This window comes from Arthrobacter sp. Z1-9 (assembly GCF_054792695.1).
On record NZ_CP096456.1, the window covers coordinates 1165472 to 1190803 of the forward strand.

20 protein-coding genes are annotated in these 25332 nt (G+C 65.1%); 13 read left to right on the forward strand and 7 right to left on the reverse strand.

Going from position 1 to position 25332, the window contains the following annotated elements; translation table 11 throughout:
* Nucleotides 1-134 precede the first annotated feature (134 nt).
* A complete protein-coding gene (locus M1D93_RS05430; RefSeq protein ID WP_461174134.1) occupies nt 135-515 on the forward strand; it encodes a VOC family protein in 381 nt (126 codons plus the stop codon).
* A gap of 552 nt (nt 516-1067) precedes the next feature.
* Here the strand turns inward: M1D93_RS05430 and M1D93_RS05435 are convergent.
* A complete protein-coding gene (locus tag M1D93_RS05435) occupies nt 1068-2681 on the reverse strand; it encodes a CBM96 family carbohydrate-binding protein (protein ID WP_461174135.1) in 1614 nt (537 codons plus the stop codon).
* Between the two features lie 692 nt (nt 2682-3373).
* On the opposite strand from M1D93_RS05435, the gene M1D93_RS05440 reads away from it, so the two are divergent.
* Nucleotides 3374-4573, forward strand: coding sequence for a serine hydrolase domain-containing protein (locus tag M1D93_RS05440; protein WP_461174136.1), 1200 nt, complete (start codon nt 3374-3376; stop codon nt 4571-4573).
* 33 nt (nt 4574-4606) lie between these two features.
* Here M1D93_RS05440 and M1D93_RS05445 read toward each other — a convergent pair whose 3' ends face one another.
* Nucleotides 4607-5845 carry an MFS transporter gene (locus tag M1D93_RS05445; RefSeq protein WP_461174137.1) on the reverse strand — a complete coding sequence of 413 codons (1239 nt, stop codon included), beginning with the start codon at nt 5843-5845 and terminating at the stop codon, nt 4607-4609.
* 227 nt (nt 5846-6072) lie between these two features.
* Between M1D93_RS05445 and M1D93_RS05450 the strand changes: the two genes are divergently transcribed.
* Together M1D93_RS05450 and M1D93_RS05455 are read left to right on the forward strand one after the other, a co-directional pair.
* Nucleotides 6073-6699, forward strand: coding sequence for an SOUL family heme-binding protein (locus M1D93_RS05450; RefSeq protein WP_461174138.1), 627 nt, complete (start codon nt 6073-6075; stop codon nt 6697-6699).
* Between the two features lie 60 nt (nt 6700-6759).
* Nucleotides 6760-7026, forward strand: a complete 267-nt coding sequence (locus tag M1D93_RS05455; protein WP_461174139.1) for a hypothetical protein — start codon at nt 6760-6762, stop codon at nt 7024-7026.
* Between the two features lie 18 nt (nt 7027-7044).
* Here the strand turns inward: M1D93_RS05455 and M1D93_RS05460 are convergent, their stop codons facing one another.
* Together M1D93_RS05460 and M1D93_RS05465 are read right to left on the reverse strand one after the other, a co-directional pair.
* Nucleotides 7045-8607 carry a serine hydrolase domain-containing protein gene (locus M1D93_RS05460; protein WP_461174140.1) on the reverse strand — a complete coding sequence of 521 codons (1563 nt, stop codon included), beginning with the start codon at nt 8605-8607 and terminating at the stop codon, nt 7045-7047.
* A gap of 8 nt (nt 8608-8615) precedes the next feature.
* Nucleotides 8616-11306, reverse strand: coding sequence for a PEP/pyruvate-binding domain-containing protein (locus M1D93_RS05465; RefSeq protein WP_461174141.1), 2691 nt, complete (start codon nt 11304-11306; stop codon nt 8616-8618).
* A gap of 798 nt (nt 11307-12104) precedes the next feature.
* On the opposite strand from M1D93_RS05465, the gene M1D93_RS05470 reads away from it, so the two are divergent.
* From M1D93_RS05470 to M1D93_RS05490, 5 genes are all read left to right on the forward strand, one after another.
* The gene (locus M1D93_RS05470; RefSeq protein WP_461174142.1) at nt 12105-13478 is read left to right on the forward strand and encodes a BTAD domain-containing putative transcriptional regulator; all 1374 of its coding nucleotides are present in this window, start codon (nt 12105-12107) and stop codon (nt 13476-13478) included.
* 76 nt (nt 13479-13554) lie between these two features.
* Nucleotides 13555-14325, forward strand: coding sequence for a type 1 glutamine amidotransferase domain-containing protein (locus tag M1D93_RS05475; protein ID WP_461174143.1), 771 nt, complete (start codon nt 13555-13557; stop codon nt 14323-14325).
* Nucleotides 14326-14424: 99 nt separating this feature from the next.
* Nucleotides 14425-14550 carry a hypothetical protein gene (locus M1D93_RS05480; protein WP_461174144.1) on the forward strand — a complete coding sequence of 42 codons (126 nt, stop codon included), beginning with the start codon at nt 14425-14427 and terminating at the stop codon, nt 14548-14550.
* 322 nt (nt 14551-14872) lie between these two features.
* Entirely contained in the window at nt 14873-15193 is a 321-nt protein-coding gene (locus tag M1D93_RS05485) for a GYD domain-containing protein (RefSeq protein ID WP_256246148.1), read from the forward strand.
* A 369-nt stretch (nt 15194-15562) separates the two neighbouring features.
* Nucleotides 15563-16939, forward strand: a complete 1377-nt coding sequence (locus tag M1D93_RS05490) for an FAD-binding oxidoreductase (RefSeq protein WP_461174145.1) — start codon at nt 15563-15565, stop codon at nt 16937-16939.
* A gap of 100 nt (nt 16940-17039) precedes the next feature.
* On the opposite strand, the gene M1D93_RS05495 is transcribed toward M1D93_RS05490, so the two are convergent.
* Nucleotides 17040-17936, reverse strand: a complete 897-nt coding sequence (locus M1D93_RS05495; RefSeq protein ID WP_461174146.1) for a ketopantoate reductase family protein — start codon at nt 17934-17936, stop codon at nt 17040-17042.
* Nucleotides 17937-18184: 248 nt separating this feature from the next.
* Here M1D93_RS05495 and M1D93_RS05500 point away from each other — a divergent pair, with 248 nt between their 5' ends.
* On the forward strand, nt 18185-18310 hold the full coding sequence (locus M1D93_RS05500) for a hypothetical protein (protein ID WP_461174147.1): 126 nt from the start codon (nt 18185-18187) through the stop codon (nt 18308-18310).
* Nucleotides 18311-18438: 128 nt separating this feature from the next.
* Nucleotides 18439-19953, forward strand: a complete 1515-nt coding sequence (locus M1D93_RS05505; RefSeq protein WP_461174148.1) for an MFS transporter — start codon at nt 18439-18441, stop codon at nt 19951-19953.
* A 125-nt stretch (nt 19954-20078) separates the two neighbouring features.
* Here the strand turns inward: M1D93_RS05505 and M1D93_RS05510 are convergent, their stop codons facing one another.
* Complete coding sequence (locus M1D93_RS05510) at nt 20079-21008, reverse strand: NADP-dependent oxidoreductase (RefSeq protein WP_461174149.1); 930 nt, start codon at nt 21006-21008, stop codon at nt 20079-20081.
* A gap of 403 nt (nt 21009-21411) precedes the next feature.
* Between M1D93_RS05510 and M1D93_RS05515 the strand changes: the two genes are divergently transcribed.
* Both M1D93_RS05515 and M1D93_RS05520 read left to right on the forward strand, forming a co-directional pair.
* Complete coding sequence (locus tag M1D93_RS05515) at nt 21412-22716, forward strand: GmrSD restriction endonuclease domain-containing protein (protein ID WP_461174150.1); 1305 nt, start codon at nt 21412-21414, stop codon at nt 22714-22716.
* A gap of 86 nt (nt 22717-22802) precedes the next feature.
* A complete protein-coding gene (locus M1D93_RS05520) occupies nt 22803-23492 on the forward strand; it encodes an excalibur calcium-binding domain-containing protein (protein ID WP_461174151.1) in 690 nt (229 codons plus the stop codon).
* A gap of 181 nt (nt 23493-23673) precedes the next feature.
* Here M1D93_RS05520 and M1D93_RS05525 read toward each other — a convergent pair whose 3' ends face one another.
* A complete protein-coding gene (locus M1D93_RS05525; protein WP_461174152.1) occupies nt 23674-25332 on the reverse strand; it encodes a thiamine pyrophosphate-binding protein in 1659 nt (552 codons plus the stop codon).

The window sequence follows — 25332 nt, forward strand, 5'->3', positions numbered from 1 at the left end:
GCAGCAGGATCCCAGGTGGCTGGCCCGGTCATGGCGGAACGGGCGGCCACGCGGCCTCGGAGCAGGGATACTCCGGGACCGTGAGAGGGGGAGAGCGGCCCCGCCAACGCGAACAATGCACAAAGGAATTCATCATGCTCAAGGACTCAGCAATTATGGCTGTCCTTCCCGCAAAGGATATCAACCGGGCGAAAGAGTTTTATCGGGACAAGCTGGGTTTGGAGAGTTCGGAGGCCATGGAGGAGTACAGCCTGCTGTACCGCTGCGGCAATGGAACGAGCTTCCTCATCTATCAGACAGACAACGCAGGGACGGCAAAGCACACCCAGATGGGCTGGGAATCGGACAACATCGAACGCGACATGGAGGAACTGCGGGGCCGCGGCGTCGTGTTTGAGGATTACGACCAGCCCGGCTTGAAGACGGAGAACGGCCTTGCCACGGACGACTGGGGAAAGGCCGCCTGGTTCCTGGACAGTGAGGGGAACATCCTCAACCTCGCCCAGCGCACCTAGCACCGGGTCAAAGGCATCAAGGCGCCTGACTGAAGGAACGTACGACGCCGGCGCTCGCCAGCGTGCGCACGCTTCACTTTCCGTACGGCTACCAGCTGGAGCTGCCTGCGAATAGGGGCGCATGACCAAGCCGTGGGTACCTTCCCTTGAAGGTATCCACGGCTTGTTAGATAGGGCGGCAGGCCAACCATCCCTAGTGCGAAGACAACTCTCGCATCAGTCCGAGCTGTGCCAAGAACTCCACTTGATCAAAGTAGAACTGGTGAGAGGTGATCTCCCCGTCCTCGACCCTTGCACATCCGCCCCTGATCACTGTCAACGAAGCGGGCTGCCCGTTCAGAACGGCAGCGCGGTCAGCACAATTAGGGCAGGCGTCCACCTCAGCACGACAGCAGGAAATACTTCTAACGATGCCTGGATGCGCACTACGGCCCTGATCCCGACAAAGCTCGAGGACCTGGGTCCGGTGCAATACCGGACCCAGGCCCTCGCGGCTCTGATCTTATGTGGCCAGTCCACCTCTTGGGGACCGGTTCACATTGTCACGCTCCCCTAGGGGGTGGTCAGGGTGAGGATGAGTTTGGGCCTGTCGGCGGTGTTAGTGGCCTCGCTGGAAGCGAAGTCCAACCCGTCGCCGCTGGAGGAGTCCATCGCCAGCGACAGGCTCTGGCCCAGTTCCGCCTGCAATGCGCTCTTGTCGAGGGTGACGCTGTAGGTAGCGGCGCTGGTTGCACCAGTCAAGGTCCCTATCGGGGTTGCTCCGGGTAGCGGGCGAGTGGTGAAGCGAATAGCGTTCTCGTTCCAGAGGTCGTCCGGGACCAGCTTGACTCTCTGGTTTCCCGTCGAGCCATTGGTTGCCTGGAGCTGCAGCTTTGCCTCCGTAATGGTCCTACCCGCGAGAGTCCCAAGGTCGAACTTCAGATAGCTGACCTCGGCGGGGCTGCCGTCGACCCCCAGCGCCGTGGCCGAGCCGTTGTCGGTCGTGGCGGCACGGCCGGAGACATAGCTGTCCTCAAGTGCGTCAACAGTGACCGTCTGGGTCGTACCGCCACCAGGTGGTGGAGGTGTGCCCGTGCCAAGATCCAGGCGGGCGTGCCAGTACCGGGCGTTGGTCCGCGAGGCGGTCAGCACCACCAGACCGGTCTGACCGTTGACGTTTTGTTTCGTTGATGTGGGGTCGTTGATGTCCTTGTCGGTACTACTGCTGATGATGGCCGTACCGGGGCCGGGCGCGAAGGAAACGTTGTCCAGCGGCGACTTCTTGTAATAGAGGGTGCCGCCCGCCTCCGGCGCGACCGCGAACATGTAGAGCTGACGGTGCTCCTCGTCGATCATGACCATGGGCCGGGTGTGGGCGTCCTCGACAGTGCCGTACTGCGTGCTGGTCCATAGGCCATTAGCATCGCGCACCAGGAGGGACACAAACGTTAGACCGGCGCCCTGCTTGGCTGTCTTGATCGCTGCGTAGAGGCGGCCGCTGCCGTCGCTTGTCAATTGCCTGAGGTTTAGATGGTCGTTCGCGCATCCCCCGCTGCAGTTGTTTCCTCCCCCGTAGGCAACTTCCGTCTGCCACGACTGCTCTGGCTGGCCGTCCTGGTGGGTGGCCAGGTAAAACCTCTTATGCCCAACCCGCTGATTGCTCCACATGATTGCGATCTTGTCGCCCTGGAACGACGCGACTGCGGAGATATCGTCGTGGTGCACCGCCGAATTGGGTGTCGGTAGGACGAATGGTGTCCCCCACGCTGTGTCGCTCGTCGTCGAGTGGTTGACGTAGACACGGTTGGTGAGGTCGCTCGAGACGACAGTGTAGGTGACCCATAGCTTACCGAGGGAGTCTTTGGCCACTGTAATCGATTCCGTGCTCCCCCTGTGCAGGGTGACAGGGAATCCGGCGTCCCGTGAGTAGGTCTTCGTGGTCGCGTCGTAGCTGAAGCGGTGAAGCGCTGCAGACCCGGCGGTCACCGCGGCCTCGGTTGGAGGCGTGGTCCACTCCGAGAGCACAGTGGTGCCCGACACGACGTAGAGCTTGCCGGTTGTTGCGTCCCAGAGCGCGTCGCCGCGCGCAGTACGCCTTGCGTCAACAACCGTTGCCGTCTCCTGCCACGCCTGCGTTGCGCCGTCGAGCTTATGGATCTTCGTCGCATTTGCGGAAGCACTCCACATCAGCCCCCACCAGGTCCCATCCTGGTACCAGAGCTTGCTCTGGGCCTTGTCTGCAGTCGGGGTTTCAACGCCGGCGCCTGCATATGATGGCCCAGGCGTTCCGACATCAGCGGCCTGGGCGGCGACAGGGATCGCGACAACCCCGGCCGCGGCGAGTAGCAGAGCAATTAAAAGGCGTAGCAGACGCATAACGGTGCCCTCGGATCTATGTCAGTGGAAGTCCTTGCGGTATCAGCGAGCGTATGGTTCGCCCCAAGGAAGTGTCACGAGTAGCTTGTACTTCCTTTTCTCCGCACGGTTTATCCGCTCTCCGTAAGTAGCGGGATTATCTTGCCGTCCATCAGTTAGGGATAGGGCTACCGCTCAATTCAAATTCCTAGGCACAGGGGGTTTTGCGCATTCCACGGATATAGGTATAGGGGTTCTGTTACGCGTCTTTGTTACTGTGGCTAATTCTGGGGTCTAAGCTTTGCGTAACTCTAGCCGGATATCTAGATCCCCACTGGAAAAAGCGTAAATAGCTGCGTCCGTAACCTCGTAAGCATCATCCTGGGGCACGCTCCGCCCGTTCACCTTGGGGCTTCGCCCGAGTCTTGACACCCTTTCGAGCGCTGAGGAACATCGGAGGTGCCGGTGCAACTGGCGGTCTCCCGGGAGTCCAGCTGTGGTACGGCGTCTCGAAGGGATTTGAGATGCAGGCAGGACGTCTGGCCCCGTTTCGCAGTGCGGCCGCGGCCGCCGCGGCGCTGGTGTTGTTCGGCGTTGAAGGCTGCACCAGTGCGGCCGACCCGCCGGAGCAGCCGATCGCAACAGTGACATCGGCACCTGCGACCGTCACTCCCTCTGCTCCAGCAACTGCCCCGCCCTTCGTAGCCGTGCTCAAGAAGTACAGTGAGGACGTGCGCGCTGGGGGAGCCACCGCCGTCGTGATCCAGATGAAGTCCCGGCTGGGCGAGTGGTCATCGGCGGAGGGAGTCCGGAACCTGGAAACCAACGAGCCCGTGCAGCTGAACGATCAAACGCACGTTGGCGACATCACCATGACCATGGTGGCGGTGTCCGTCATGAAGCTGGTGGAGGAAGGGAAGATCCAGCTGCACGACCCCATTCAGCAGCACCTGCCGGACTTCGCGCGCATCATCAAGCCGCCGGGACCCATCACCATCCGCAGCCTGCTCAGCCACCGCTCCGGCATGCCGGACTACCGGGAAAGCCTCCTCAAGGTTGGCGATCCCGGGGATGACAAGCGCAGTCACAAGGAACGTCTGGCCGTCGCCGCAGCCGATCCGTGGACCGGGGGATCGGGCAGCCTCTTCAGCTACTCCAACACCAACTACTCCGCCCTGGCCTTGCTCCTGGAGAAACTGCGCGGCCAGGACATCGGAGCGGTTATTCGTGCGGACACCATAAAGCCATTGGGGCTGCAGGGCACCTTCATGACGGGCGGCGAGCCGGGTCCGCAGAACCTGGTGCACGGGTACTCGTTGGCGGAAAGCGGGGAGCTGGTGGATAACGCCCTGGCTCCATTTCACAGCGGTTCCCCGGACACCGGAATGATCTCCACTGTTCCCGAACTCAACACCTTCTTCGCCGCGCTCCAGAAAGGGACGTTGGTGACACCTCAAAGCGTGGGGGAAATGCATCATCCCAAGTACGAGCAGTTCGGGCTCGGGGTTGTCCGCCGCTACGACTCCTGTTCCAACAACGACTACTTCGGCCATGTCGGAGTGGTGCGTGGCTACGCTGCGCTTGCGCTGATCAGCGCCGACGGATCGCGCCAGGTGGCCATGGCAGTGGCCCGCGCACCCAAGCCGGGCCTGGTCGGCTTCGATGACCCGCAGTCACACAGGATGGCAGAATCCGCGGTGAACGCGCTGAATCAGGCGTGCTGAGCGCGGCTGGAGTGACGCGGAACTATTTCGCCGTTAGTGCGTGTTCTCGCGCTCGCCCACCGGGCGGGGCCGCTTCCACGTCGACTCCCTGGGGCCCGGAGGATATGCCGCCTTCCGGCCGGCATAGGTGATGACCAGGGCAGCGATAACCGGGAGTGCGGCCGCGGCGGGAACCAGCAGCGGACCCGCCACCACCAGGGCGGCCGAGCCGTAGAGGGCACCGATGGTGATGCCCAGCTGGATGGTCAGGACCGTGAGCCCGTTGGCAGCGTCCTTGTTCTCGCGGCCGGCGCGAAGGATGGCGGACTGGTTGTAGATGCCGATGGCACCCAGCCCGGCGCCCCAAACAGTCATCAAAGCCAGGGCGAGGGGAAGGCTGCCACCCACGAAAGGCAACGCCAGCATCGAAACGGCGATTGCCGCCGTCGTGATCAGCAACGAACGGCGCGGGTGCGAATCCACGGTGAGCCCGGCGATCCAGATACCCAGCAGGCCGGAGACGCCGAGGACGGTCAGGGAGAGGCTGATGGCGTAGTCGGGCAGGCCGGCCTCACGGATGTACGGGGCGATGTAGGTGAAGAGTGCGAAGTGGGCCAGCACCAGCAGCGGCCAGGCGATGGCCACGGGCTTCACGCCGGGCTGGGCGATGGCCGCGCGCATTGACGGGCGGACCTCGCCGGCGCTGCGCCGCACGGACGGGAGGAACAAAAAGCCCAGAACCGCCAGGAGCACGCCGAATCCGGCGAGGGCCAGGAACGCCGCACGCCAGCCGAGCACTGTGCCCAGGGCGGTGCCGATCGGAGCACCAATGGCCAGGCCCAGGCTGTTGCCGCTGAAGACGATGGCCAGGGCCTTGCCCACCTTGTCGGCCGGGACCACACGCGCGACGTAGGGGGCCATCGTGGTCCAGAGCAGCCCGTGCGCCAGCCCGCCCACCAGCCGCGCCACCATCGCGAACGTGAAATCGGGCGCGAGCCCTACCAAGGCATTGCTGAGCGCGAACGTCAGGACCAGTGCCACCAGCAGTGGTCGCTTCGGTACGTTGGCCAGCAGCCGCGCCGCGGGCACCACGGTGACCACAATGACGGCGGCATACGCCGCGGCGAGGTAGCCCGCCACCGGCTCGGACACATTCAGGCCGGTACTGATCTGGGGGAGCAGGCCGGACGGAAGCAGTTCAGTGGTGATGGCGGTGAAGGCGATGGTGGCCAGGACCATCATGGCGGCCAGCGGGAAACGCTGGGGCGCCGGCGCGGAAATCGCGGAGGACATTAAGGGATGTTCCATTCAAGGGGGAGGGGAGTGGAACCGGGCGCTGCTGGCCGAACAATTCCTCCAATAAGTTTACCGGGTGAACCGGACGCTTCCGTGCAGGGCTTGTCACAACGAAGCAGCCAAAGCCAACTACGTTTTTCCTGGACGGCTGCGCGCCCTTGGCGTGCGTTTCGCTTGCCGGACCCTGTCCACTCCCACCGGAGGGGCGTAGGGTCTGAAGCACTATGACCGAACAGCAACCCCACGAGCTGGTCCACCGCTATCCACACTTCGAGCTGCGCCGCTACCCCGCGCATGTTGTTGCCGAAATACAGGTTGATGCGTCCTTCGATCGTGCCGGAAATGCGGCCTTCCGGCACCTGTTCAACTACATCAGCGGCAGCAACGTGTCCCGTCAGAAGCTGGCCATGACGGCCCCCGTCATCCAGGCCGCAGGGTCATCGCAGAAGCTGGCGATGACCGCGCCGGTGCTCCAGAGCGGGCCGTTGCCGGGAAGTGATGGAACCTCCGGGTTCGTGGTGGCCTTTGTGCTCCCTGCGGGCCTGACGGCGGAGACAGCCCCGGTCCCGACCGACCCCCGGGTGAAGATCCGGGAGGTCCCGGGCTCCCTTGCCGCGGCGCTTCGCTTCCGGGGCAGCGGTTCGCAGGCAGCTTTTGAACGGCGTACCAGTGCACTCCGCGCCGGGCTGACCGTCGCCGGGCTGGAGCCCGTGGGGGCACCGCGGTTCGCCCGCTTTGATCCGCCGTTCAAGCCGTGGTTCCTCCGCCGCAATGAGGTGGTGCAGGACGTGAAGGAACCAAGGTCTGCGCCGGGCACGCCGGACGGATCCGGCCAGGTGCGGGGGCACTAGGAGAGGAACCCGGGCAATCTACGCCAGACTGGAGTCTGGCCCCTACGAAAGCAGATTCCCTTGATTACCCTCCAGCAGGACGCAGATGGCTTTATCCTTATGAACCGGCACTACCCCAACGGTGTCCGCATCAGGATCTCTTTCACCGACGGCAGCACCGGTGAGTTCTCCGGCCAAACCCTCAACAACGCCTACGATGCAGCGCTCGCGGAATTCCGAGCGAAAAACGGCCTCGATGCGAAGGGTTATTCCAGGACGACTGCGGGCCGGACGAACTCCGGCAACAAGATCGATTATGTTCCCGTGCATCCCGGTATGGGGGAGTAGCCGGCCCACCAGGGGCGCTCACGGTCTTCGCCGCAACATCAGGATGAGCAGCCACACCGTCCGCGGGATGGACCAGACGGTAGCCAGCCCGAGCACCGGCACCAGCGAGACGCCGACGTCGGGAAACTGACGGATGATGACCAGCAGGTCGGTGTCGAACTTAGCGGGTGCGTAGATGAGGCACAGCCACAGGGCGAAGGCGTCGAGCGCCAGGGCGGCCGCGGCGCAGGCCACGGGAGCCCAGCGCTTGCCCGCTGTGAACCGTCCGTGGAGCAGGACCGAAAGAGCCAGCCACATACTCAGCAGCTCCACCAGCAGCAGGGCAAGTGAGACCGCCCAGCTGAACTGCTGCAGCCAGTCCTCGAAAACGACGGCGGGGACAGGGGAGTGCCCGTGGAGGATCCGCAGGATGTTGGTATCGATAGCTTTGAGCCGGGACGGGGCGGCGGTGTCGTTGCCGTTGATTACCAGGGCGACGCCGAGGCCGGACTCCGGAACCATGGCCAGGTAGGTGTGGCTGTTGCCCCATTCCCCCTGGTGCTCCAGCAGCAGCGGCAACCCCTCTGCCGGCGCTGGCTGGGCTGCGGGATCAACGGACTCGTCGAGCGGCCGGGTGTACCAGCCCATGGCGTAGCCCTTCGTCTGGTCCACCGAAGTCCGCGGCTCGAACATCGCCGCAACGCTTTCCGGCTTCAGGATCCGGGCATCGCCATGCCGGCCCCCGTTCAGCAGTGCGGTCAGTTCGTTGCCCAGGTCCTCCGCCGAGGCGTACATGGTGCTGGACGGCATTCCGGCAGCGGGTGCCGGGACGTCGGTCCGCAGCCAGAACGAGCTGAACCAGCGCGAATACCCAGCCGCCGCGCCGTCCTCCCGGGCAGCAGCCGCCGTCGGATGGCTGTGCAGCATCTCCAGCGGCCCGAAAACGTGCTCCTTCAGGTAGTCCCCGAAGGGCTGGTTGGCGACGGTCTGCACCAGGAGGCCCAGGATGTTGAAGTTGGCGCTGGCATAGTGGAAAGCCCGTCCTGGCTCGCCGGCAAGAGGTGAATCAGCCAGGGCGCGGACCGCTTCTTCGAGGGCTTCCGGCTCCTGGGTGAGGGATGCTTCGAAGGCCGTGTCCTTGGCGGACATGCCGCTGGTCTGGTGGAGCAGGTGCCGGACCGTGATGGCCGATGACCGCGGGTCATCCAGCGTGAACCACGGCAGGTAGGTTTGCACCGGCTCATCCAGCCGCAGCCGCCCGGCCTCCACCTGCTGCATCACGGCGATGGCCGTCAGGGACTTGCTGGTGGACGCGAGCAACACCGGCGTCTGCGCCGTCATCGGCCGCCCCGAGGGGTCCGTGCGGCCGAAAGCAGCGGAGTGCACCTGCCGGCCATCCCGGACGACGGCGACTGCGGCACCGGGAATCCCGAGGGTGCCGAGCTGCTCCCGCAGGAAGGAGTCCACCGCCGCGTAGGTCTGCTCAGGTTGGGCGGGTTCCGCGGCCGTTTCGGCGGCGGCTGGCGTCAAGGCAACGGCGCCGACGAGGGCCCCAGCCAGCAAGCACGACAGCAAGCGCGATGACCACGGCATTGTCAGCATGCTGCACCCTATTTGCCCTTGCTGTCCCGGTCCGGCGTGGCTTCGGCAGGAGCCTGCCCCTCGATGGTGACCGTGCCGGCGTCGCCATCCACCAGGATCTGCTGCCCGGTGGCAAGCCGCTGCGTGGCCACTCCGGTGCCGAGGACGGCAGGGATGCCGTACTCGCGGGCCACGATGGAGCTGTGGCTTAGCGGCCCGCCGACGTCGGTCACCACGGCGGAGGCCATCGCGAACAGCGAAGTCCATGCCGGCGTGGTGATGCGGGCCACCAGCACGTCTCCGGGCGCCATGGTGCCGAAGTCCTGCGGGCCGGTGAGGACGCGGGCAGGGGCGCTGACCCGGCCCGCACTGGCTCCCACGCCTTTGATGATGTCGCCGCGCTGGTGTTGCGAGCCGGCCGGCATCATGGACCCGAAGGCCCGCTCCATCCAGCGGCTCTCCGGAAGCATCTGCGGTGCGGCGGCTTTCACCTGGCCCCGCCACAGCATCCTGCGTTCCTCGACGGCGGCGGCGCGGACGGGCCGCTCAGCTCCGCTGATGACGACGGCGGCGCGGGCACCGGGAGCGGCGAGACCAAACTCCACCGCGCTTCGAAGTTCCTGGTAGTGCAGCCAGAACACGTCCTCCGCCGCAGCGATGACGCCGGAGCCGACCAGCCGCTGCCCGAGTTCGAGCAGCAACCACCGCAGCAGCGGCCAGGCCAGTCCGACGTCGGCCAGCGCGTCTTCGCGGATGGGTGCGGTGTCCTGGGCCCACCGGAGCAGCCGGAGGAAGGCGGCCCGGCGCCGCGGCCCGAGCCGGGCGGCCATCTGTTTCGTGAGCGACTCCCGGCGCCCGGTCAGGAGCCGCTGCCGCTCATGCGGGTCGGTGCCCTGCCCGCGCAGGTAGAACCTCACCGTCTCCAGCAGGGCGGAGGGGTCGTCGGCGGCCACCGGGCTGGCGAAATCAAGGTTGTAGACCGCGTGCCCGTAGAGGTCCAGGTGCTCCTGGAAGGCGAAACGCCATTCCTGCCACAGGACGGCATCCACACCGGCAGGCGGGGAGCCGGTGCGCTGGGACTCGGCGAGCGCCGCCGTCGGCCGTTCCAGCAAAACCGATGTCAGCCCGGGGTCGCTGCGGGCCCAGCCAGCCAGATCGTAGAGGGACTTTTCCGCCCGGATGGGTGCGCTGTCGTAGCCCAGGAGGAGGGTCTGGGCCGGGGGATCGCCGTCGCGCCGGACCAGCTTGTCGTAGAACGCGCGGAAGGAGAGCTCGCTGGTGGCGGCGAGTGGGATGATCGACTGCACCGCTGTGTAGTACACAGTGCCGGCGTCCAGGAGCGCCTGCACGCCCTCGAGCAGTTCCTCGCCGGTGAGCTCCGCCGGAGGCCTCGCCGACCAATCCTTGATGACCCGTTCGTACCGGGGGTGGGAGAACTCGCGCCAGCCGGCCACGCCCATGTGCGCCTTGCCGCGGGCCAGCGCGCCCACCGCGGTCAGCGCCTTGCCCATCATCCGCCACATGCCGGAGTTGCGGTAATAGTAGTAGGCGTAGCCATTGATGGTGGGCAGGCCGACGTCGCCGTCGCGGATGACGTTCTTGCCCAGGGCCTCGGCCAGCAGGGACGTCAGCGACCTCGCCACGGAGCCGTCAATCATGTCGGCGAACAGCGGTGAGAGCGGGTCGGGCAGCTGTTCCACGATGCTTGCACGGAAGTAGAGGCCGTTCGGCCGGGGCAGCGGCCAGGCCTGCGGGGTGTCGGCCGCCGGTTCGGGCAGCGCGGTGATGGGCCGGGATTGCAGGATGAAGAATTTGCCGCCGGCCCGCGCCCACTCGATGTCCTGGGGCGCCCCGAAATGGTCCGTGATCCGCTTCCCGTAACCGGCCAGCTCGGCGGCTGCCCGGTCATCGAGCACGGGTTCATGACGGCGGGCTGCCGCCACCGGCTGCTCCCGGGTGCCCTTCCCTGCGTAGACGGTCATAACATCTTTGTCGGCTGTCCGCCGCGACACGACGGAACCGGTCCCGGCGTCGACCATCACGTCGTCGGTGGTGACCGTCCCGCTGACCACCGCTTCGCCCAGGCCCCACGCGGCACTGATGACCGTCTGGTCATTCCTGCCGTTGGCCGGGTTGGCGGTGAACATGACACCCGCGGCCTCGGCCTCCACCATCTGCTGGATGACGACGGCGAGGCGCACCTCCTCCGGTCCCACACCTTCGCGGGCGCGGTAGGCCATCGCGCGCGCCGTCCACAGGGAAGCCCAGCAGTCGATCACGGCCGCGGACAGCTCCACCATGCCGCGGACGTTCAGGGACGTTTCCTGTTGTCCGGCGAAGCTGGCGGAGGCGAGGTCCTCGGCGGTGGCGGAGGACCGAACCGCCACCGCCGTCTCCCTGTTGCCGAGATGCCCGTAGGCTGCGCCGAGCTCGGCTGCGATCTCGGCGGGCACGGTGCCGGTCCGGAACATCGCGGTGATCCGCCCGGAGGCATCCTCATAAGCTTGCGGGGTGGCGTCCGGGGGCAGCGCGGCCAGTTCCTGGATGCCCGCCGTGAGGTTGTTGGCATCAATAAACTGCGAATAGGCAGCGGTGGTCAGGACGAACCCGGGCGGGACCGGCAGCCCGGCGCGGATGACGCCGCCGAGTCCAACGGCCTTGCCGCCGGCTACGGCAACGTCGCCTGGTCCCACATCGCTTAGGTCCTGGATATAGGTCATGACCGCGCATCCTTGCTGCCCGCGACGGGCGCCTGGGGGTGAACCTGGTCCACAACATAGTGGCACTGCGTGGGCAAGGAGGCTACAGGTTCGGACTTCACGGCCGACGGCGGGGTTTACAAACGTTTACCAATGACTTCCAATGGGGCGAGGAATATCTGAATGATTTCCATTGGGGAGCGATGACTGGGACATCAGCGGTGAAACTGGATCACCTGGTTTGTTGCCGGGACCTTGCGTGGAGCCGAGCCCTTTGCGGCCACATCGAGAAAGAGCCGATGCTGCATGACTCGGATATCGCGTGCACGGGGTGCATCGAGGCCGCTGAAGGCATGGGTGTGCTTCCCGGGGACCGGCAGTGCCCAATCGACAACCATCCGTGTCCGGATGAGGCGGAAATGCAGCGGATGATTGATAAGCGAATCTCCGGCACCTGACCGGTGCTCGAAGGGCGTAGTGGTTCCGTAACTTCCAGGCGGTTTTTGTCTCATAGACCTCAAAAGGAGCGAAGCGGCTGCTGCCCGCCGGGAGGAGTTCCCGCGGCACTACCTAGGGTTTTTCCAACCTTCGGCATGGATCATGATCCAGGATCTCACCAGCACAAATGGTTTTCGGGCAGCTCGCTTTCCCCGCTTTCTTGTTGAGTGTCCGCTCAACTGTTTCTGCGTAGCTGCGCCCTGAAGCAAGTACTCGACGGAAAGTCGACATCAAGAAGCGAGTACTGAGCACTGTGGTCCGTGTGCCTACCCGCCACTTCAATGGGAACCACGCACCACTGAACAACCTGGGGGTACCACCGTGATTACCTTGGAAATGCCGAACAACACCGGCCGGGCTGGCCTTGTTCCCGGAGTGCCGCCGCAGACGCCGGCGCTTCACATTTCGGTTCTCGGCCCGTTGACGATCCGCCGCGGCGATGCGGTGCTGGGCGCCAATGACCTTGGCGGGCCCAAGCCCCGCCAGGTCCTCGTAATTCTCCTGATGAATTTCGGCTCGGCAGTGTCGAAGGCCCGGCTGATGGATCTGCTGTGGGGCGGCAACCACCCGGCCGCTGCACTGCCCACGCTTGAAAGCTATGTCAGCGTCCTTCGGCGCCACCTGCAGCCCGGCATCGGGCGAACAGGTCCCCTGCGGACGGTCAATGGCGGCTACGCCATCGACCGGTCATTGGTCCAACTGGACCTGGACCGCTTCGAAACACTGACCAAACAGGCCTCCAGGGCGGAGTCCCGCGAAGCCCTTGCACTGCTGGCAGAGGCACTAAACCTTGCTTCCGCTCCACTGCTTGGCGATGAGCTGCTGCCGGCGTGGGCAGAGGAAGAGCGCGCCGCGCACGCAGCGCGCGTGGGCCTGACACGCGTTGCGGCTGCGGAAATTGCACTCGCCGTGGGAGAAACAGCCAAGGCCATTGCCTGGGGCGGGGCGGCGGCCAAGGAGGATCCGCTCAACGAACGGGCTTGGACGGCGTTGGTCCTTGGGCTTGAGCAGAATGGCGAGAACACGGAAGCCTTGCGGGCTTACGACCGCTGCCGCAGGGTCATGGATGAGGAACTGGGCTGCACCCCCGCTCCCGCGCTAAGGGAGGCACAGGCAAGACTCCTGAAAAGCACTGCATCGTCGGGGCCTGCGGAGTTCGCGGGCCCTCGTCCCGTAGTCACGGATAGCCGTCCCGTTGCCGCAGCGGCCACGGAGAGCCGTCCCGTTGCCGCGGTGCCCACAAAGCCAACGGAACGCTTGCGAATCCTGATCGTTGATGACCACACCACGTTTTCCGATCTGTTGGCCGGGGCGCTGGACCGTGAGCCGGACCTGCAAAGCGTAGGAGCAGCGAAGTCCGTTGCCTCTTCGGTGACGATGTTCAGGGACCTTGCGCCCGACGTCGTGATCATGGATCTGCACCTCCCCGACGGATCCGGACTCGAAGCTGCCGGGTGCATCCTCTCGGAGGCGCCGGAAACCAGGATCATCATGCTGACGGGAAACCCGTCCCAGGAAGCTCTACGTGAGGCCGCCCGCACGGGAATCTGCGGATTCCTCCCGAAAGACGGCGCCCTGGGAGCCATGTTGGACACTCTGAGGCACGCCCGCACCGGCAGCATGATTGTGACTCCGTCACTGCTGGCCGGATGGGGCAGTGCCACAGATTCCGTGCCAATACCTTCAGCGGCCTGACCCGACAGCCATCCAAGACGCGGAGGGCCCGACTAAGGCTGCGCGTAGGGTGGGAGTTGGACGAAAGGAGCACTTCATGAAGAAAATCCTCATGGTACTGACCAGCGTTTCCGAGATCGGCGATACGGGAGAGAAGACCGGCTACAACGTGGCCGAGGCTGCCCATCCCTGGAAGGTGTTCAAGGATTCCGGGCATTTCGTTGACTTTGCGTCCATCCAGGGTGGCCAGCCTCCGCGCGACGAGGTGGACCCAAAAGATCCCATCCAGGTCGCCTTCACGGAGGATGAGACCACGCGTGCCGGTCTGTACAACACTGCCCGGGTGGACGTTGTGGATCCGGACCAGTACGACGCCGTCTACCTCGTGGGCGGGCACGGCACCATGTGGGACTTTCCGGACAGCGAAGGCCTGCAGAATCTGGTGGCGAGCGTCTACAACAATGGTGGCCTGGTCGGCGCGGTCTGCCACGGACCGGCGGGACTGCTGAACGTGGAACTGGCGAACGGGCTTCGCCTCGTTGAGGGCCGGAGGGTGGCTGCCTTCACCAACGACGAGGAGGTCGCCGCAGGGAAGGACAAGGTCATCCCGTTCTTCCTGGCAGACCGGCTCGAGGAGCAGGGCGCAACCCACGTCTCCGCCGATGTCTTTGAGGAGAAGGTTGTGGTTGACGACCGGCTGGTGACCGGCCAGAATCCTGCGTCGGCTGCCGGCGTGGCCAAGGAGATGGAGAAGCTCTTCGCAGCGGTCATCCACCAGGAAAAGGCCGAGGAGCAGCACGACGCGGAGGCCCTGCGCGCCGAGAAGGACGCCATCAAAGCTGCTGCCGCCGGGGAAGAGGAGCGGTAACCCCGACAGGCGCATGAAACTGACGGTCACCCGGATGACAAGGGTGGCCGTCAGTTTGCCTACGGGCGGCGACAAGCGGGTGCAGTTTAGGCTTGGCCTATGTCTACTGATGATGAGAAGGATCCTCCGGTGCCCGCTGACGTTGAGGGAAAGATCCCGAAAAAGGTTCACGACAAGCCAGGCACGAATGATCGTGAGGCAGTGGCCGACGAACCCAACGACTAGCAATTCCATGCCGGACGTACGACGGCGGCGCTGGCGGTGATGCCCGCCCTTACCGCTTCCGCCGATGCTGGCTTAGACCTTCCGCGAGATGGGTTTCCCCCGCATATTGACTGGCTGTTGCCGGAGGCATAGTTTCTGCGTTAGCGGGGTCAGACACCCCGTTTCCACGGAATGAGGGGCCGGATCTGGGCCGCTCCTGCACCGCGCGATGGAGCCAGGTGAGAAGGATTCTGTGCGGCCTGCAGCCGCGGTGACGACGGCGCTGATTGCGTGAAGCGTGATGTGCGCCGGATGGAATGGAAATCCAGGGAAAGGAAAGGCCATGCCGAAGTATCTGTTTGAAGCGACTTACGTGGGCAAAGGAATCCAGGGGCTTATGCAGGAGGGTGGTACCAAGCGCCGTGACGCCCTGGCGGAGGCGCTGAAATCCGTCGGAGGAACGCTCGAGAGTTTCTACTACGCTTTTGGCTACTACGACGTCCTTGGTGTTTTTGAGGCGCCGGACGATGCAAGTGCTGCAGCACTGTCGCTGCTGATCAATTCGTCGGGCAACGTCAACGTCCGCCTGAAGCCGCTCCTGACGGTCGAAGACCTCGACGAAGCCGCCAAGAAGACGCCGTCCTACCGGGCGCCGGGGCAGTAGGGGAGTTTGGCACTTGGGCCAGCGGGCCGCCGTCGTAAATTGACGACGGCGGCCCGCTGGCTGGCGGGCGTGCCTTTCCGACCGCTTCTTGACCTTGAAAAGGGGCAGGCGTACCTTACGGTTAGTCGGTCTGCCCAAGGGTGTCCAAAGCTTCGCCCGGCAGCGTCGCCGGCAGGAACATACTCGAGAATCACGCCGGTGCTACATGCAGCACCGTCGCATCCGGTCTCCGCCGCTGGAACAGGCCGTCCGGCCAGTTCCCGGGTTCTTCCCGGCCCGCAGCGGCTGCATTATCAAGGTCCCGCACGGCCGGGGGGAAGGCTGCGCGTAGTCCCCGATCGGCCATGCTCGGGGCGAACGGAAGTCACCATGGACAACAATGGATTTCAGGCCCTGCAGGAGAATGTCCGGGGCCACGTCATCACCCCCGACCACCCCAACTACGACGCGTCACGGTCCGTCTATAACGGCATGATCGACAAACGTCCCGCCGCCATACTGCGGGTTTCGCAGGTCGCGGACGTCATCGCAGGAGTAAATTTCGCCCGCGACAAAGGTATGGACCTCGCGCTTCGGGGTGGGGATCACAGTGCGCCAGGGTTTGGGACCTGCGATGGTGGGCTCGTGCTGGACTTCGCCGACCGCACGGGCGTCCGGGTCGATCCTGCTGCCCGGACCGCCCGAGCTGAGGCAGGCACCACCTGGGCCGACTTCAACCACGCAACAAACGCGTTCGGGCTGGCAACAACAGGCGGCATTATCGGATCCACGGGTGTGGCCGGACTGACGCTTGGCGGCGGCATTGGCTACCTCGCACGTAAGCACGGACTGTCCTGCGACAACCTCATATCCGCGGATGTTGTGACCGCGGACGGGAAGTTCCTCACGGCCAGCGCCACCGAGAACGACGATCTCTTCTGGGCGTTACGCGGCGGCACAGGAAACTTCGGCGCGGTAACTTCCCTGGAATTCACCCTGCATCCGGTCGACGTGGTCTACGGCGGTGTGGTGATCTACCTGCTCGAGCAGGTTGAGGCTGTTGGGCAGCTGTACCGTGACTATATCGCCACAGCTCCCGAAGACATGGGAATCTTCCTCGGATTCCACCAAGGCCCACCAGTTCCCTTCCTGCCGGAGGAGCACCACGGTAAACCCGTGGTGGTTGTGGTGGGCTGCTGGACCGGTCCCCACGATGAAGGCGAGCGGCAATGGCAGCAGTTCCTGGATGTTGCCCCAGTCGCCGGGTCGTTTGTCGGCCCGATCCCGTACCCGATGCTCAACACGTTGTTCGACCCGCTGCTCCCGAAAGGCCTTCAGGCATATTGGAAGGCGGAGTTCCTTCCGGAGCTTAGCGACGATGTTATCGGAGTTGCCCGGACATTCGGAGCCGGGGTGCCCAGTCCCCAGACCGCCAATCATTACTACCCCATCAACGGTGCGGCCCAACGCGTGGGGCAGGATGAGACTGCCTTCCCTTATCGGGATGCCAACTTCTCGGTAGCCATCGCCGGAATGTGGGAGTCCCCGGAGGACAACGTGGCCAACACGAGGTGGGTCAGGGACTACCACCAGGCCCTGCGTCCCTACGGAGCCGGCGGGGGCTACGTTAACTTCCTTGATGCCGACGACCAGTCCAGCATCCAGGACAACTACGGCGGCAACTACGCCAGGTTGGCCAGGATCAAGGCGAAGTACGATGCCGGCAACCTGTTCCACATCAACCACAACATCAAACCTGCGGCCTGAAACAGGAAAGATCCTTCCCTGACCTAATATCCGGTACCGCGGTGGCAGGCACTTTAGGCCGGTCCTGCCGCCTTTTCGGGTGCGTGCGGGATCGCAAAACTCAGCGCGGGAGGCCGGCTCTGATCTGGATGAGGGTGAGGTCCAGCAGCGGCGTCGGGACGTTGAGGTCGCGGGCCCTGCGGGCAAGGTCGCCGAGGATGTGCTCGGATTCCGATGGGAGCCCGACGCTGAGGTCCCGGTAGAGGGAGGAAGTGAACGCGGAGCCCGGCTCGGTGAGTATGCCGACCGCCTGTGCATGAGCGGCGTCGGAAACGGGATGTCCTGCCGCCGCTGCCACCGCTTCGGTTTCACTGATGGCCTCCAGGATTCTGGGCTGCCCGCCGGCGTCGAGGATTCGGCCTACCGGCGCCCGGAACAGGCAGTTGATGATTCCGGCGGCAGCGATGAAGGCCCATTTGTCCCACAGTGCGCCTACTACGTCGTCCACTACCGAGAAGTCGACGCCGGGCACGTCCAGAGCTTCGGAAACCTCCTGAGGGACCGGATTTCCGTTCAGCCCTCCAACCATGAGGGAAGTGAGGGGCACCTGCTGGCGGACCACATCGCCGTCGAGGGTGGCAACGATCCGCGCGAGGCCGCCGAGCACCTGGCCCGGGTACTTCTGCTCCAGCCAGTCCACATGAGCCATGCCGTTGAGGATGGGAATAATGCTGGTTCCGGGCCCGACGAAGGCGCCGATCTCACCGAGCACTCCCTCGAACGCGGTGGCTTTGACCGTGACGAGGATCAGGTCGAAGGCCTTTGACCCGTCCGGGGCGGTGATGGTTTTCACCGGATGCGTCCGGTCAGCGGTGGGGGAGATGAAGCGCAACCCGTCACGGCGAAGGATCTCCTGCTTGCGCGGCCGCACCAGGTACGTGACATCCCGTCCCGCTTCCTGCAGGAGGGTTCCGAACACCCCGCCTGTTGCTCCGGCTCCGACGACGAGTATCCGCATGGGTGCATCCCTTTCGGGTGGTTTTCAATGTTGTTGACCGGGTCCAGGAGCCACAGCACCACCTGGTGGGCCGTATCCCTTGTTCCAAGGCTAGGCCGTTTCAACGGAACATCGAGTACCGATGTTTAGACGGTTGGCAGTAACCCGCGCACTAAGACTGGCGGCCACCCCGGCTAAGGGGTGGCCGTCCGTTGTTTGTACATACGGTGACGTACAGGGTGCAGCCCAGGGTTGGCCTATGTCTACCTATGTCTACTGACTATGAGAAGGACCCGCCCGTGCCCGCTGACGTTGAGGGAATGATCCCGAAAAAGGTTCACGACGAGCCAAGCGCAGATGATCCTGAGGCGCGGGCCGAGGAATCCAACGGCTAAACCGCAACCGTTGTTGCCTTGGTCCGGCAGTGGGAAGATGAACGGAAATGCTGGGCTGCTGCCGGTCAAGGGGTAAGAAGAACGACGACGCGTGCCCGGCTTGGTGAGCGAGGCGCGGTGAGCGAGCCATGACAGAGCACAACGGGCAGCAGCGGCGGCTGCAGGTATCCGACGTCAACGTCGTGAACCGCCGCACGCTGCGGAAGGCACTCGGCGGCACCATCGTGGGTAACACGATGGAGTGGTACGACGTGGGCGTGTTCGGCTACCTCATCACCACCATGGGGCCGGTGTTCCTGCCCGAGGCGGACAGGGCGGTGCAGAACCTGTTCCTGCTGGGGACCTTCGGCGCCACGTTCATCGCCCGGCCGCTGGGCGGGATCTTCTTCGGCTGGCTGGGGGACAAGATCGGCCGCCAGAAGGTGCTGGCCATGACGCTGATGCTCATGGCCGTGGCGACGTTCGCCGTCGGCTTGCTTCCCGGGTACGCGGTGCTGGGCATGTGGGCGGCGGTGCTGCTGGTTGTCCTCAAGCTGGTGCAGGGCTTTTCCACCGGCGGCGAATACTCGGGGGCCACCACGTTCGTGTGCGAGCATTCACCGGACCGCCGCCGGGGCTTCTACGTCAGTTTCCTGGACATGGGCAGCTACCTCGGGTTCGCAGCGGGCGGGCTGGTGGTGTCCGCCCTGCAGTTGACGCTGGGGCAGGAGCAGATGGAGGCCTGGGGCTGGCGGATCCCGTTCCTGGTGGCCGGTCCGCTGGGCGCTGTGGCCGTTTACTTCCGGATGAAGATCGAGGAGTCGGCCGCCTTCAAAGCCACGATGGAGGCTGAAGCCGTGGCGGCCAAGCATCCCGAGACCGGGGAGGAGCTCCGCCCCGTGGGCCCGGTCGGAATCCTGAAGGCACACTGGCGGCCCATCGTGCTGGCCATGATCCTGGCAGCGGCCGCCAACACCGTGGCTTATGCCCTCACGTCCTACATGCCCACGTACCTGACCAGCAACAAGGGGTATAGCGAGGTGGAGGGGACGCTGCTGACCATCCCGGTGCTGGTGGCTATGGCGCTGTGCATCCCGTTTACCGGGCTGCTTTCGGACCGGATCGGCCGCCGCCGCGTGCTGTGGATCGGGGCCTTCAGTACGGTGGTGTTCGCGGTTCCGGCGTTCCTGGCCATAGCGGTGGGCAGCGTCCCCATGACCTTGCTGGGCCTGGCCCTGATCGCCTTCCCGGTGGCGTTTTCGGTGCCGAACCTGGCGTCGGCGCTGCCGGCGCTGTTTCCCACCGAGCACCGCTATTCCGCCATGGGCATCGCGTACAACCTGGCGGTGGCAATCTTCGGCGGAACGGCACCGTTTATCATCGCGGCCCTGATCGAGCTGACCGGCGACGACATGGCGATTGGGTACTATCTCATTACTGTGGCCGCCATTGCCGCCGTAGCCATCCGGTTCCTGCCCGAATCGGCCGGGCGGCACCTGCCCGGGTCCATGCCCAGCGTCGAGTCTGTTGAGGCTGCGCAGAAGCTGGTGGCGACGCAGGACAACAACCCGTTGCTGGATGTGGAGACGCTTCCGTTCGAGAGCAGTTTCGAGATCGCACGGGCGGAGCACAAGGGGCGGCCGGGGAAGCCGACGGTGATGTAAAGCGGGAAGGTACGACGGCGGCACTCGGCTGGGTGCCGAACCATTCGGCGTCATGGGTGGCAAGAGCTCCGCACAGCGAAGGCTCCGCCCCCTTGGGGACGGAGCCTTTGTCAACCAGCTGCCTGTTAGGAGTTCTGGTCCACGGCTACAACGATCTTGCCGCGGGTATGGCCCTCCATGTTGCTGCGGAAGGCATCCGTGGCCTTCTCCAGTGGGAAGACTCCGGCAACTTCCACGCGGATCTTCCGGCTGTCCACCAGGTCGGCGAGTTTCTGCAGGTCGGCGCCCACCGGGTTGACCCACATCCAGTCTCCGCCGTGCTGTTCGACGTCACTGTCGGCGATCGAGGCGTGCCGGCTTCCCTCGGCCAGCACGGCCAGCGTTGCCTCGAGGTTTCCTCCCACGAAGTCGGCAACGACGTCCACGCCGTTAGGGCGCAGTTCACGGACGCGTTCTGCGAGCCCGTCTCCGTAGGCAACCGGCTCCGCACCCAGGGAACGGAGGAACTCGTGGTTCTTCTCGGAGGCGGTGGCAATGACGGTGGCGCCCATGGCAACTGCGATCTGGATGCCAAGCGATCCCACGCCCCCGGCGCCACCGTGGATGAGGACAGTTTCACCGGCTTTCAGGCCCAGCCGGTTGAGGACCTGGTAGGCGGTCAGGCCGGCGAGCGGCAGGCCCGCTGACTCGTTCCACCCGAGCGAGGCAGGCTTCCGCGCCAGGAGCCGCTCCGGCAGCGCGATGTACTCCGCGAAGCTCCCACCGTGGACGTAGTCCTTGCGGGCGTAGGAAATGACCTCGTCGCCTGGCTTGAACTGCTTGGCATCGATCCCCACCGACTCCACAACCCCGGCCACGTCCCAGCCGGGGATGGCGGGAAACTGCAGGTCCATGACGGCATCCAGACCACCGGCCATGATCTTCCAGTCCACCGGGCTCACTGCTGCTGCCTTGACCTTGACCAGGACCATGCCTGGCCCGACCTTTGGCATCGGCTGATCGCCATATTCGAGGACGTCCGGGTTTCCGTATGTGCTGTAGGTGATTGCCTTCATGCCTTCCACAACCGCCTGGCTGGACCTCGGTATTCCGGGTCAGGCCACCAAGTGGCGCATCGCACGGGCAGATAGTTCCGGTGACGGCTAGCTGGTTCGGGTGCGAGGAGGATCTGCACGGTCTCGATCCGTTTGCCCGGATTGTTAAGCGCGGAAGCTCGAGTACGACAAACATGCTCAAGGTTCCATCAAGAGGAGCTGAGCATTGCCGCAGGATCGTGGAAATTGGGATTTCTGCACATGGCAACGAAATAGGCTTGACGAAATACATTCGCGGGACTAGCAGCGAATTAGGGGCCCTAGGTGGCTCGCTTTATGGGGGAAAGAATTGTCGAACTACCGCACCCTTCTGGGTTCATCAGCGCCTGCGCCCAAACCGCCGCGCAAATTACGCACCTCCACTGTGATCGTCGGAACTGTCACCGGCCTTTTCATGCTTCTGGGAGCGTTGAGCAGCGGGATAGGACTCGCGCTAGTCTTCCTCGCCATTGCCGGTGCGCTGACGGGATTCTACGTTTTGGCAACGGGTCGCCGCTCCTGGGCCATGTTGCCGGCAAGGCGCAAAGCGGGTGCCGTCGCACTCGCCACCTCCTTCGCCCTCTTCATTGCCGGTGGGCTCGCCCTGCCGCGGGTGGCCACCGCAGACTTGGAAACTGCCGCGTCGGACACCACCGTCTCAACGGTGACAGTGACTGCCAGCCCCACCGTTACCGCCAGCGCCACGCCGTCGGCCACTCCCACAGTAAACGAGACCGGCGCGCCACTGGACCCGGAGACGGCGGCCGTGGTGGCACAAGGCACCTCGGTCTCGGCACCAAACCAGCAGCCTTCTTACGCCACGAAGGCGCTGGACCTGCTGGCAACCCTTCCCATCAAGGGCAGGGCTCCTAAAACGGGGTATGACCGGGCGCTGTTCGGACAGGCATGGGCGGACGTGGACCGCAACGGCTGCGACACGCGCAACGACATGCTCAACCGCGACCTTACGGCCATTACTTACGTCAACAGCGTGCCGTGCAAGGTGAAGTCGGGAACGTTGGCAGACCCGTACACGGGTATGAGCATCAGCTTCCTGCGTGGGCAGGCCACGAGTACCGCGGTCCAGATCGATCATGTAGTCGCACTTAGCGATGCCTGGCAGAAGGGCGCGCAGCAGCTGACTACGGAGCAGCGGACGGCGTTTGCCAACGACCCGCTGAACCTTCAGGCGACGGACGGTCCCACAAACATGAAGAAGGGCGACGGCGACGCCGCCACCTGGCTGCCGCCGAACAAGGGCTTTAGGTGCGAGTACGTCGCCCGACAGATTTCAGTGAAGGCGACGTACATGCTGTGGGTAACTCAAGCCGAGCACGACGCCATGGCGCGGATTCTGGGCGACTGCTCCGGGCAGCTGGCGCCTACGAACGCGCAGGCTCCCCAACCTGTTGTGGCTGAACCCGCCCCCGCGCCCGTTGCTCCTGTTCCCGCCGCCCCGGTGCCCGCTCCGGTTGCTCCGGCACCCGCACCCGCACCCGCTCCAGTAGCACCCGCCCCTGCCCCTGTGGCACCCGTTCCTGCCCCCGCTGTGCCCGCGCCGGCAGCGGCGGCCGCCTACTATGCCAACTGCGCCGCCGCCAGGGCCGCCGGCGCCGCGCCGCTTTTCGCCGGGCACGCCGGCTACCGGCCTGCGCTGGACCGCGACTCGGACGGCGTTGCCTGCGAATAACGCCCTAGCTTTTCGGGGTTCCGCATTCCACTTACACACCAACAACCAACATTCCTATGGGGGAAACGATGACGAAGACTGGAAATTTGAAGAAATCACTGGCGCTGGCCGTGCTGGCCGGCCTGATGCTGACAGGATGTGGCGGCAAGCAGGCGGACGTCGAGCCCGCGGCCGCTGCTACAGCTGTCGAGACTGTTGAACAAACGGTGACGGTTCCCGGTGTGGTGGGCCTGACCCTGGATAAGGCAACAGATCAGCTGGAGGCGCTCGGGTTCGAAGTCGAAGCTGCGGACGCCGTCGAGGGCAAATCGATTGTTGTGAAGAAGAACTGGCAGGTTATCTCCCAGGACCCTACGGAAGGCAAGAGCGCGGATAAGGGCTCCGTGGTAAAGCTCGGCGTCAAGTCCCTTGACGTTCTTGCGGCTGAGAAAGCTGCCGCCGAAAAGGTAGTGGCCGAGAACGCCGCAGCAGAAGCAGCGGCTGTGGCGAAGGCCGCCGCTGAGAAGGCTGCAGCGGACCAAGCTGCAGCCGCACAGGCTGCGGCAGAGCAGGCCGCTCGGGATGCGGCAGCACGTCCAGCCCCGCAGGTACCCGCCGCGCCCGCGCCTGTTGTGCCTGCGCCCGTAGTACCGGCACCGGCACCGGCTCCCGCCGCCGCTCCGTTCGCCAACTGCACTGCAGCCCGAGCGGCAGGTGCAGCACCGGTTTACGCCGGAACGCCCGGCTACGGCAAGCACCTGGACAGGGACGGCGACGGTATCGGCTGCGATAAGTAAGCAAGCCACAACAGGAGTGCCTTGGATACCCTCGAAAGTATCCACGGCACTCCTGTTTTAACGGCCCGTGCACGCTCGTATTTGGTGACGTATGGCCTTTCCTGGCTGTCACCATTCCCCGGGGCGACGACTACCAAGTCCACCGCTCAGTCCGAAGAACCGACTTTTAGGCACCGGTTAGCTACCCCGCCACCGCCGCCTTCGCAGCCTCCTTGGCGTTCATCCACTCGGTCAGCCACGGCGCCCGGACGGTGGAGGTGATCCGGCAGTCGGCCACGAAGGTTCCTTTGGCACCGGCGTCGATCCACTCCGTAAGCGCGGACAGGTCCGCCAGCGATCGGATGACTGCCGACTCTGCACCGAGTGCCCGGGCGACACCGCTGAAGTCCACCTCCGGGATCAGCATCGGCTTTTCGGTCAGGCCCTGTGAGCCGTACTGGTGGATTTCGGCTCCGTAGGCGGCGTCGTTGTAGATCACCACGACGGCGCTGCTCGCCGTACCGATGAGCGATTCGAGGTCGGACAGGCCCATCAGGAAACCACCGTCACCGGACGCCAGCACCAGGGTGCGGCCGTCCTCCACTGCGCGGGCTGCCCCGACGGCGCTCGCAAGTCCCAGGCCAATGGACTGGAAGGCGGTCCCCACCATCACCAGGTCCTGCGGCCGCGGGATGTTCCAGTACATGGGTGCCCAGCCGATGAAGTGCCCGCCGTCCTGAACCACCGTGCGGCGCTCCGGCAGCACACCATTCAGCGCGGTGGCGAGGGCGCGCGGATCCAGCCTGCCGTCCTCGGTCACACCGGAACCGGGGCTGTGGGCCGGTCCTTCGGCCAGGCGTTTGCGGGCTTCCGCGCGCCACGCTTCCGCGGCAGCCCTGTCTTCCAGAAGACGAAGGAGACGCTCCGCGGCGGTCTTCGCGTCCGCGCTGACGAACAGGTCCACCCGGGAGTTGGTCGGCTGCAGGGCCGTGTCGATCTGGATGACCGTGCTGTCCGGGCCGAGCAGGTGCCCGAACCGCATGGTGAAGGGGCTCAGGCTCGCCCCGGCCACCAGGACCACGTCGGCCTCGCTCATGAGGCCCGCCGCGGTGTCGGTGCCGAAACCGCCGGCCACGCCCAGGTACCCCTCGCCGTTGAGGAGGTTGAGCGCGAGGGCGGTTCCGGCGGTCAGTGCGCCGAGCCGGTCGGCGAGTTTGCGGAGTTCCGGGCCGGCGCCGGCGAGGTGCGCACCCCGGCCGGCGAGGATCAGCGGCCGCTTCGCCCCGGCGAGCAGGCTGGCTGCCTGCCCAAGCCCGCTGTCGACGTCGTCAATCACCTTCGCTGCTGGCAGCTCGGGAACCTCCTCGTCCGCAGCCTCCAATGCAGCGAGATCGTAGGGAATGGCAATCACGACGGCGGTGCGCTTCGTGAGTGCGTACTCCACCGCCTGCCGCGTGATGGAGCCCGCGGCGTCGCGCGTGACGGTGAAGGTGGCCGCGCCAAGGCCGGCGGCGATGGCTGTCTGGTCCACGTCCTGCGGCCGGGCGCCACTGCTAGGCGCATCCCCGGTGACGAGCACGACGGGGATCTGCGCCTGGACCGCCTCGGCGAGGGCGGTGAGGGCGTTGGTGTAGCCCGGGCCGTCCGTGGTGGTGCCCGCCGCGAGGCGTCCGGACGCCCGGTAGTAGGCGTCGGCGGCGGCGATGGCCGCGCCTTCGTGCCGGACGGGGGAGAAGCGGAGGCCAAGCTTCTCCGCCGCGTCTAGGAAGTAGACGTTTCCGTTGCCCATAACGCCGAAGACATCGCTGATATAGCTGCTAAGAACCTGCGCCACGCGGCCGGAGACAGTGAGAGTGGTCAT

Bases quoted from the DNA above. Each gene is read 5' to 3' on its own strand.
- M1D93_RS05495 (WP_461174146.1), bottom strand. From the start codon at position 17,936: ATGCGGATACTCGTCGTCGGAGCCGGAGCAACAGGCGGGGTGTTCGGA.
- M1D93_RS05430 (WP_461174134.1), top strand. From the start codon at position 135: ATGCTCAAGGACTCAGCAATTATGGCTGTCCTTCCCGCAAAGGATATC.
- M1D93_RS05510 (WP_461174149.1), bottom strand. From the start codon at position 21,008: ATGAAGGCAATCACCTACAGCACATACGGAAACCCGGACGTCCTCGAA.
- M1D93_RS05480 (WP_461174144.1), top strand. From the start codon at position 14,425: ATGTCTACTGATGATGAGAAGGATCCTCCGGTGCCCGCTGACGTTGAG.
- M1D93_RS05460 (WP_461174140.1), bottom strand. From the start codon at position 8,607: ATGCTGACAATGCCGTGGTCATCGCGCTTGCTGTCGTGCTTGCTGGCT.
- M1D93_RS05505 (WP_461174148.1), top strand. From the start codon at position 18,439: ATGACAGAGCACAACGGGCAGCAGCGGCGGCTGCAGGTATCCGACGTC.
- M1D93_RS05500 (WP_461174147.1), top strand. From the start codon at position 18,185: ATGTCTACTGACTATGAGAAGGACCCGCCCGTGCCCGCTGACGTTGAG.
- M1D93_RS05450 (WP_461174138.1), top strand. From the start codon at position 6,073: ATGACCGAACAGCAACCCCACGAGCTGGTCCACCGCTATCCACACTTC.
- M1D93_RS05525 (WP_461174152.1), bottom strand. From the start codon at position 25,332: ATGACCACTCTCACTGTCTCCGGCCGCGTGGCGCAGGTTCTTAGCAGC.
- M1D93_RS05485 (WP_256246148.1), top strand. From the start codon at position 14,873: ATGCCGAAGTATCTGTTTGAAGCGACTTACGTGGGCAAAGGAATCCAG.
- M1D93_RS05465 (WP_461174141.1), bottom strand. From the start codon at position 11,306: ATGACCTATATCCAGGACCTAAGCGATGTGGGACCAGGCGACGTTGCC.
- M1D93_RS05490 (WP_461174145.1), top strand. From the start codon at position 15,563: ATGGACAACAATGGATTTCAGGCCCTGCAGGAGAATGTCCGGGGCCAC.
- M1D93_RS05440 (WP_461174136.1), top strand. From the start codon at position 3,374: ATGCAGGCAGGACGTCTGGCCCCGTTTCGCAGTGCGGCCGCGGCCGCC.
- M1D93_RS05475 (WP_461174143.1), top strand. From the start codon at position 13,555: ATGAAGAAAATCCTCATGGTACTGACCAGCGTTTCCGAGATCGGCGAT.
- M1D93_RS05435 (WP_461174135.1), bottom strand. From the start codon at position 2,681: ATGTGGAGTGCTTCCGCAAATGCGACGAAGATCCATAAGCTCGACGGC.
- M1D93_RS05445 (WP_461174137.1), bottom strand. From the start codon at position 5,845: ATGTCCTCCGCGATTTCCGCGCCGGCGCCCCAGCGTTTCCCGCTGGCC.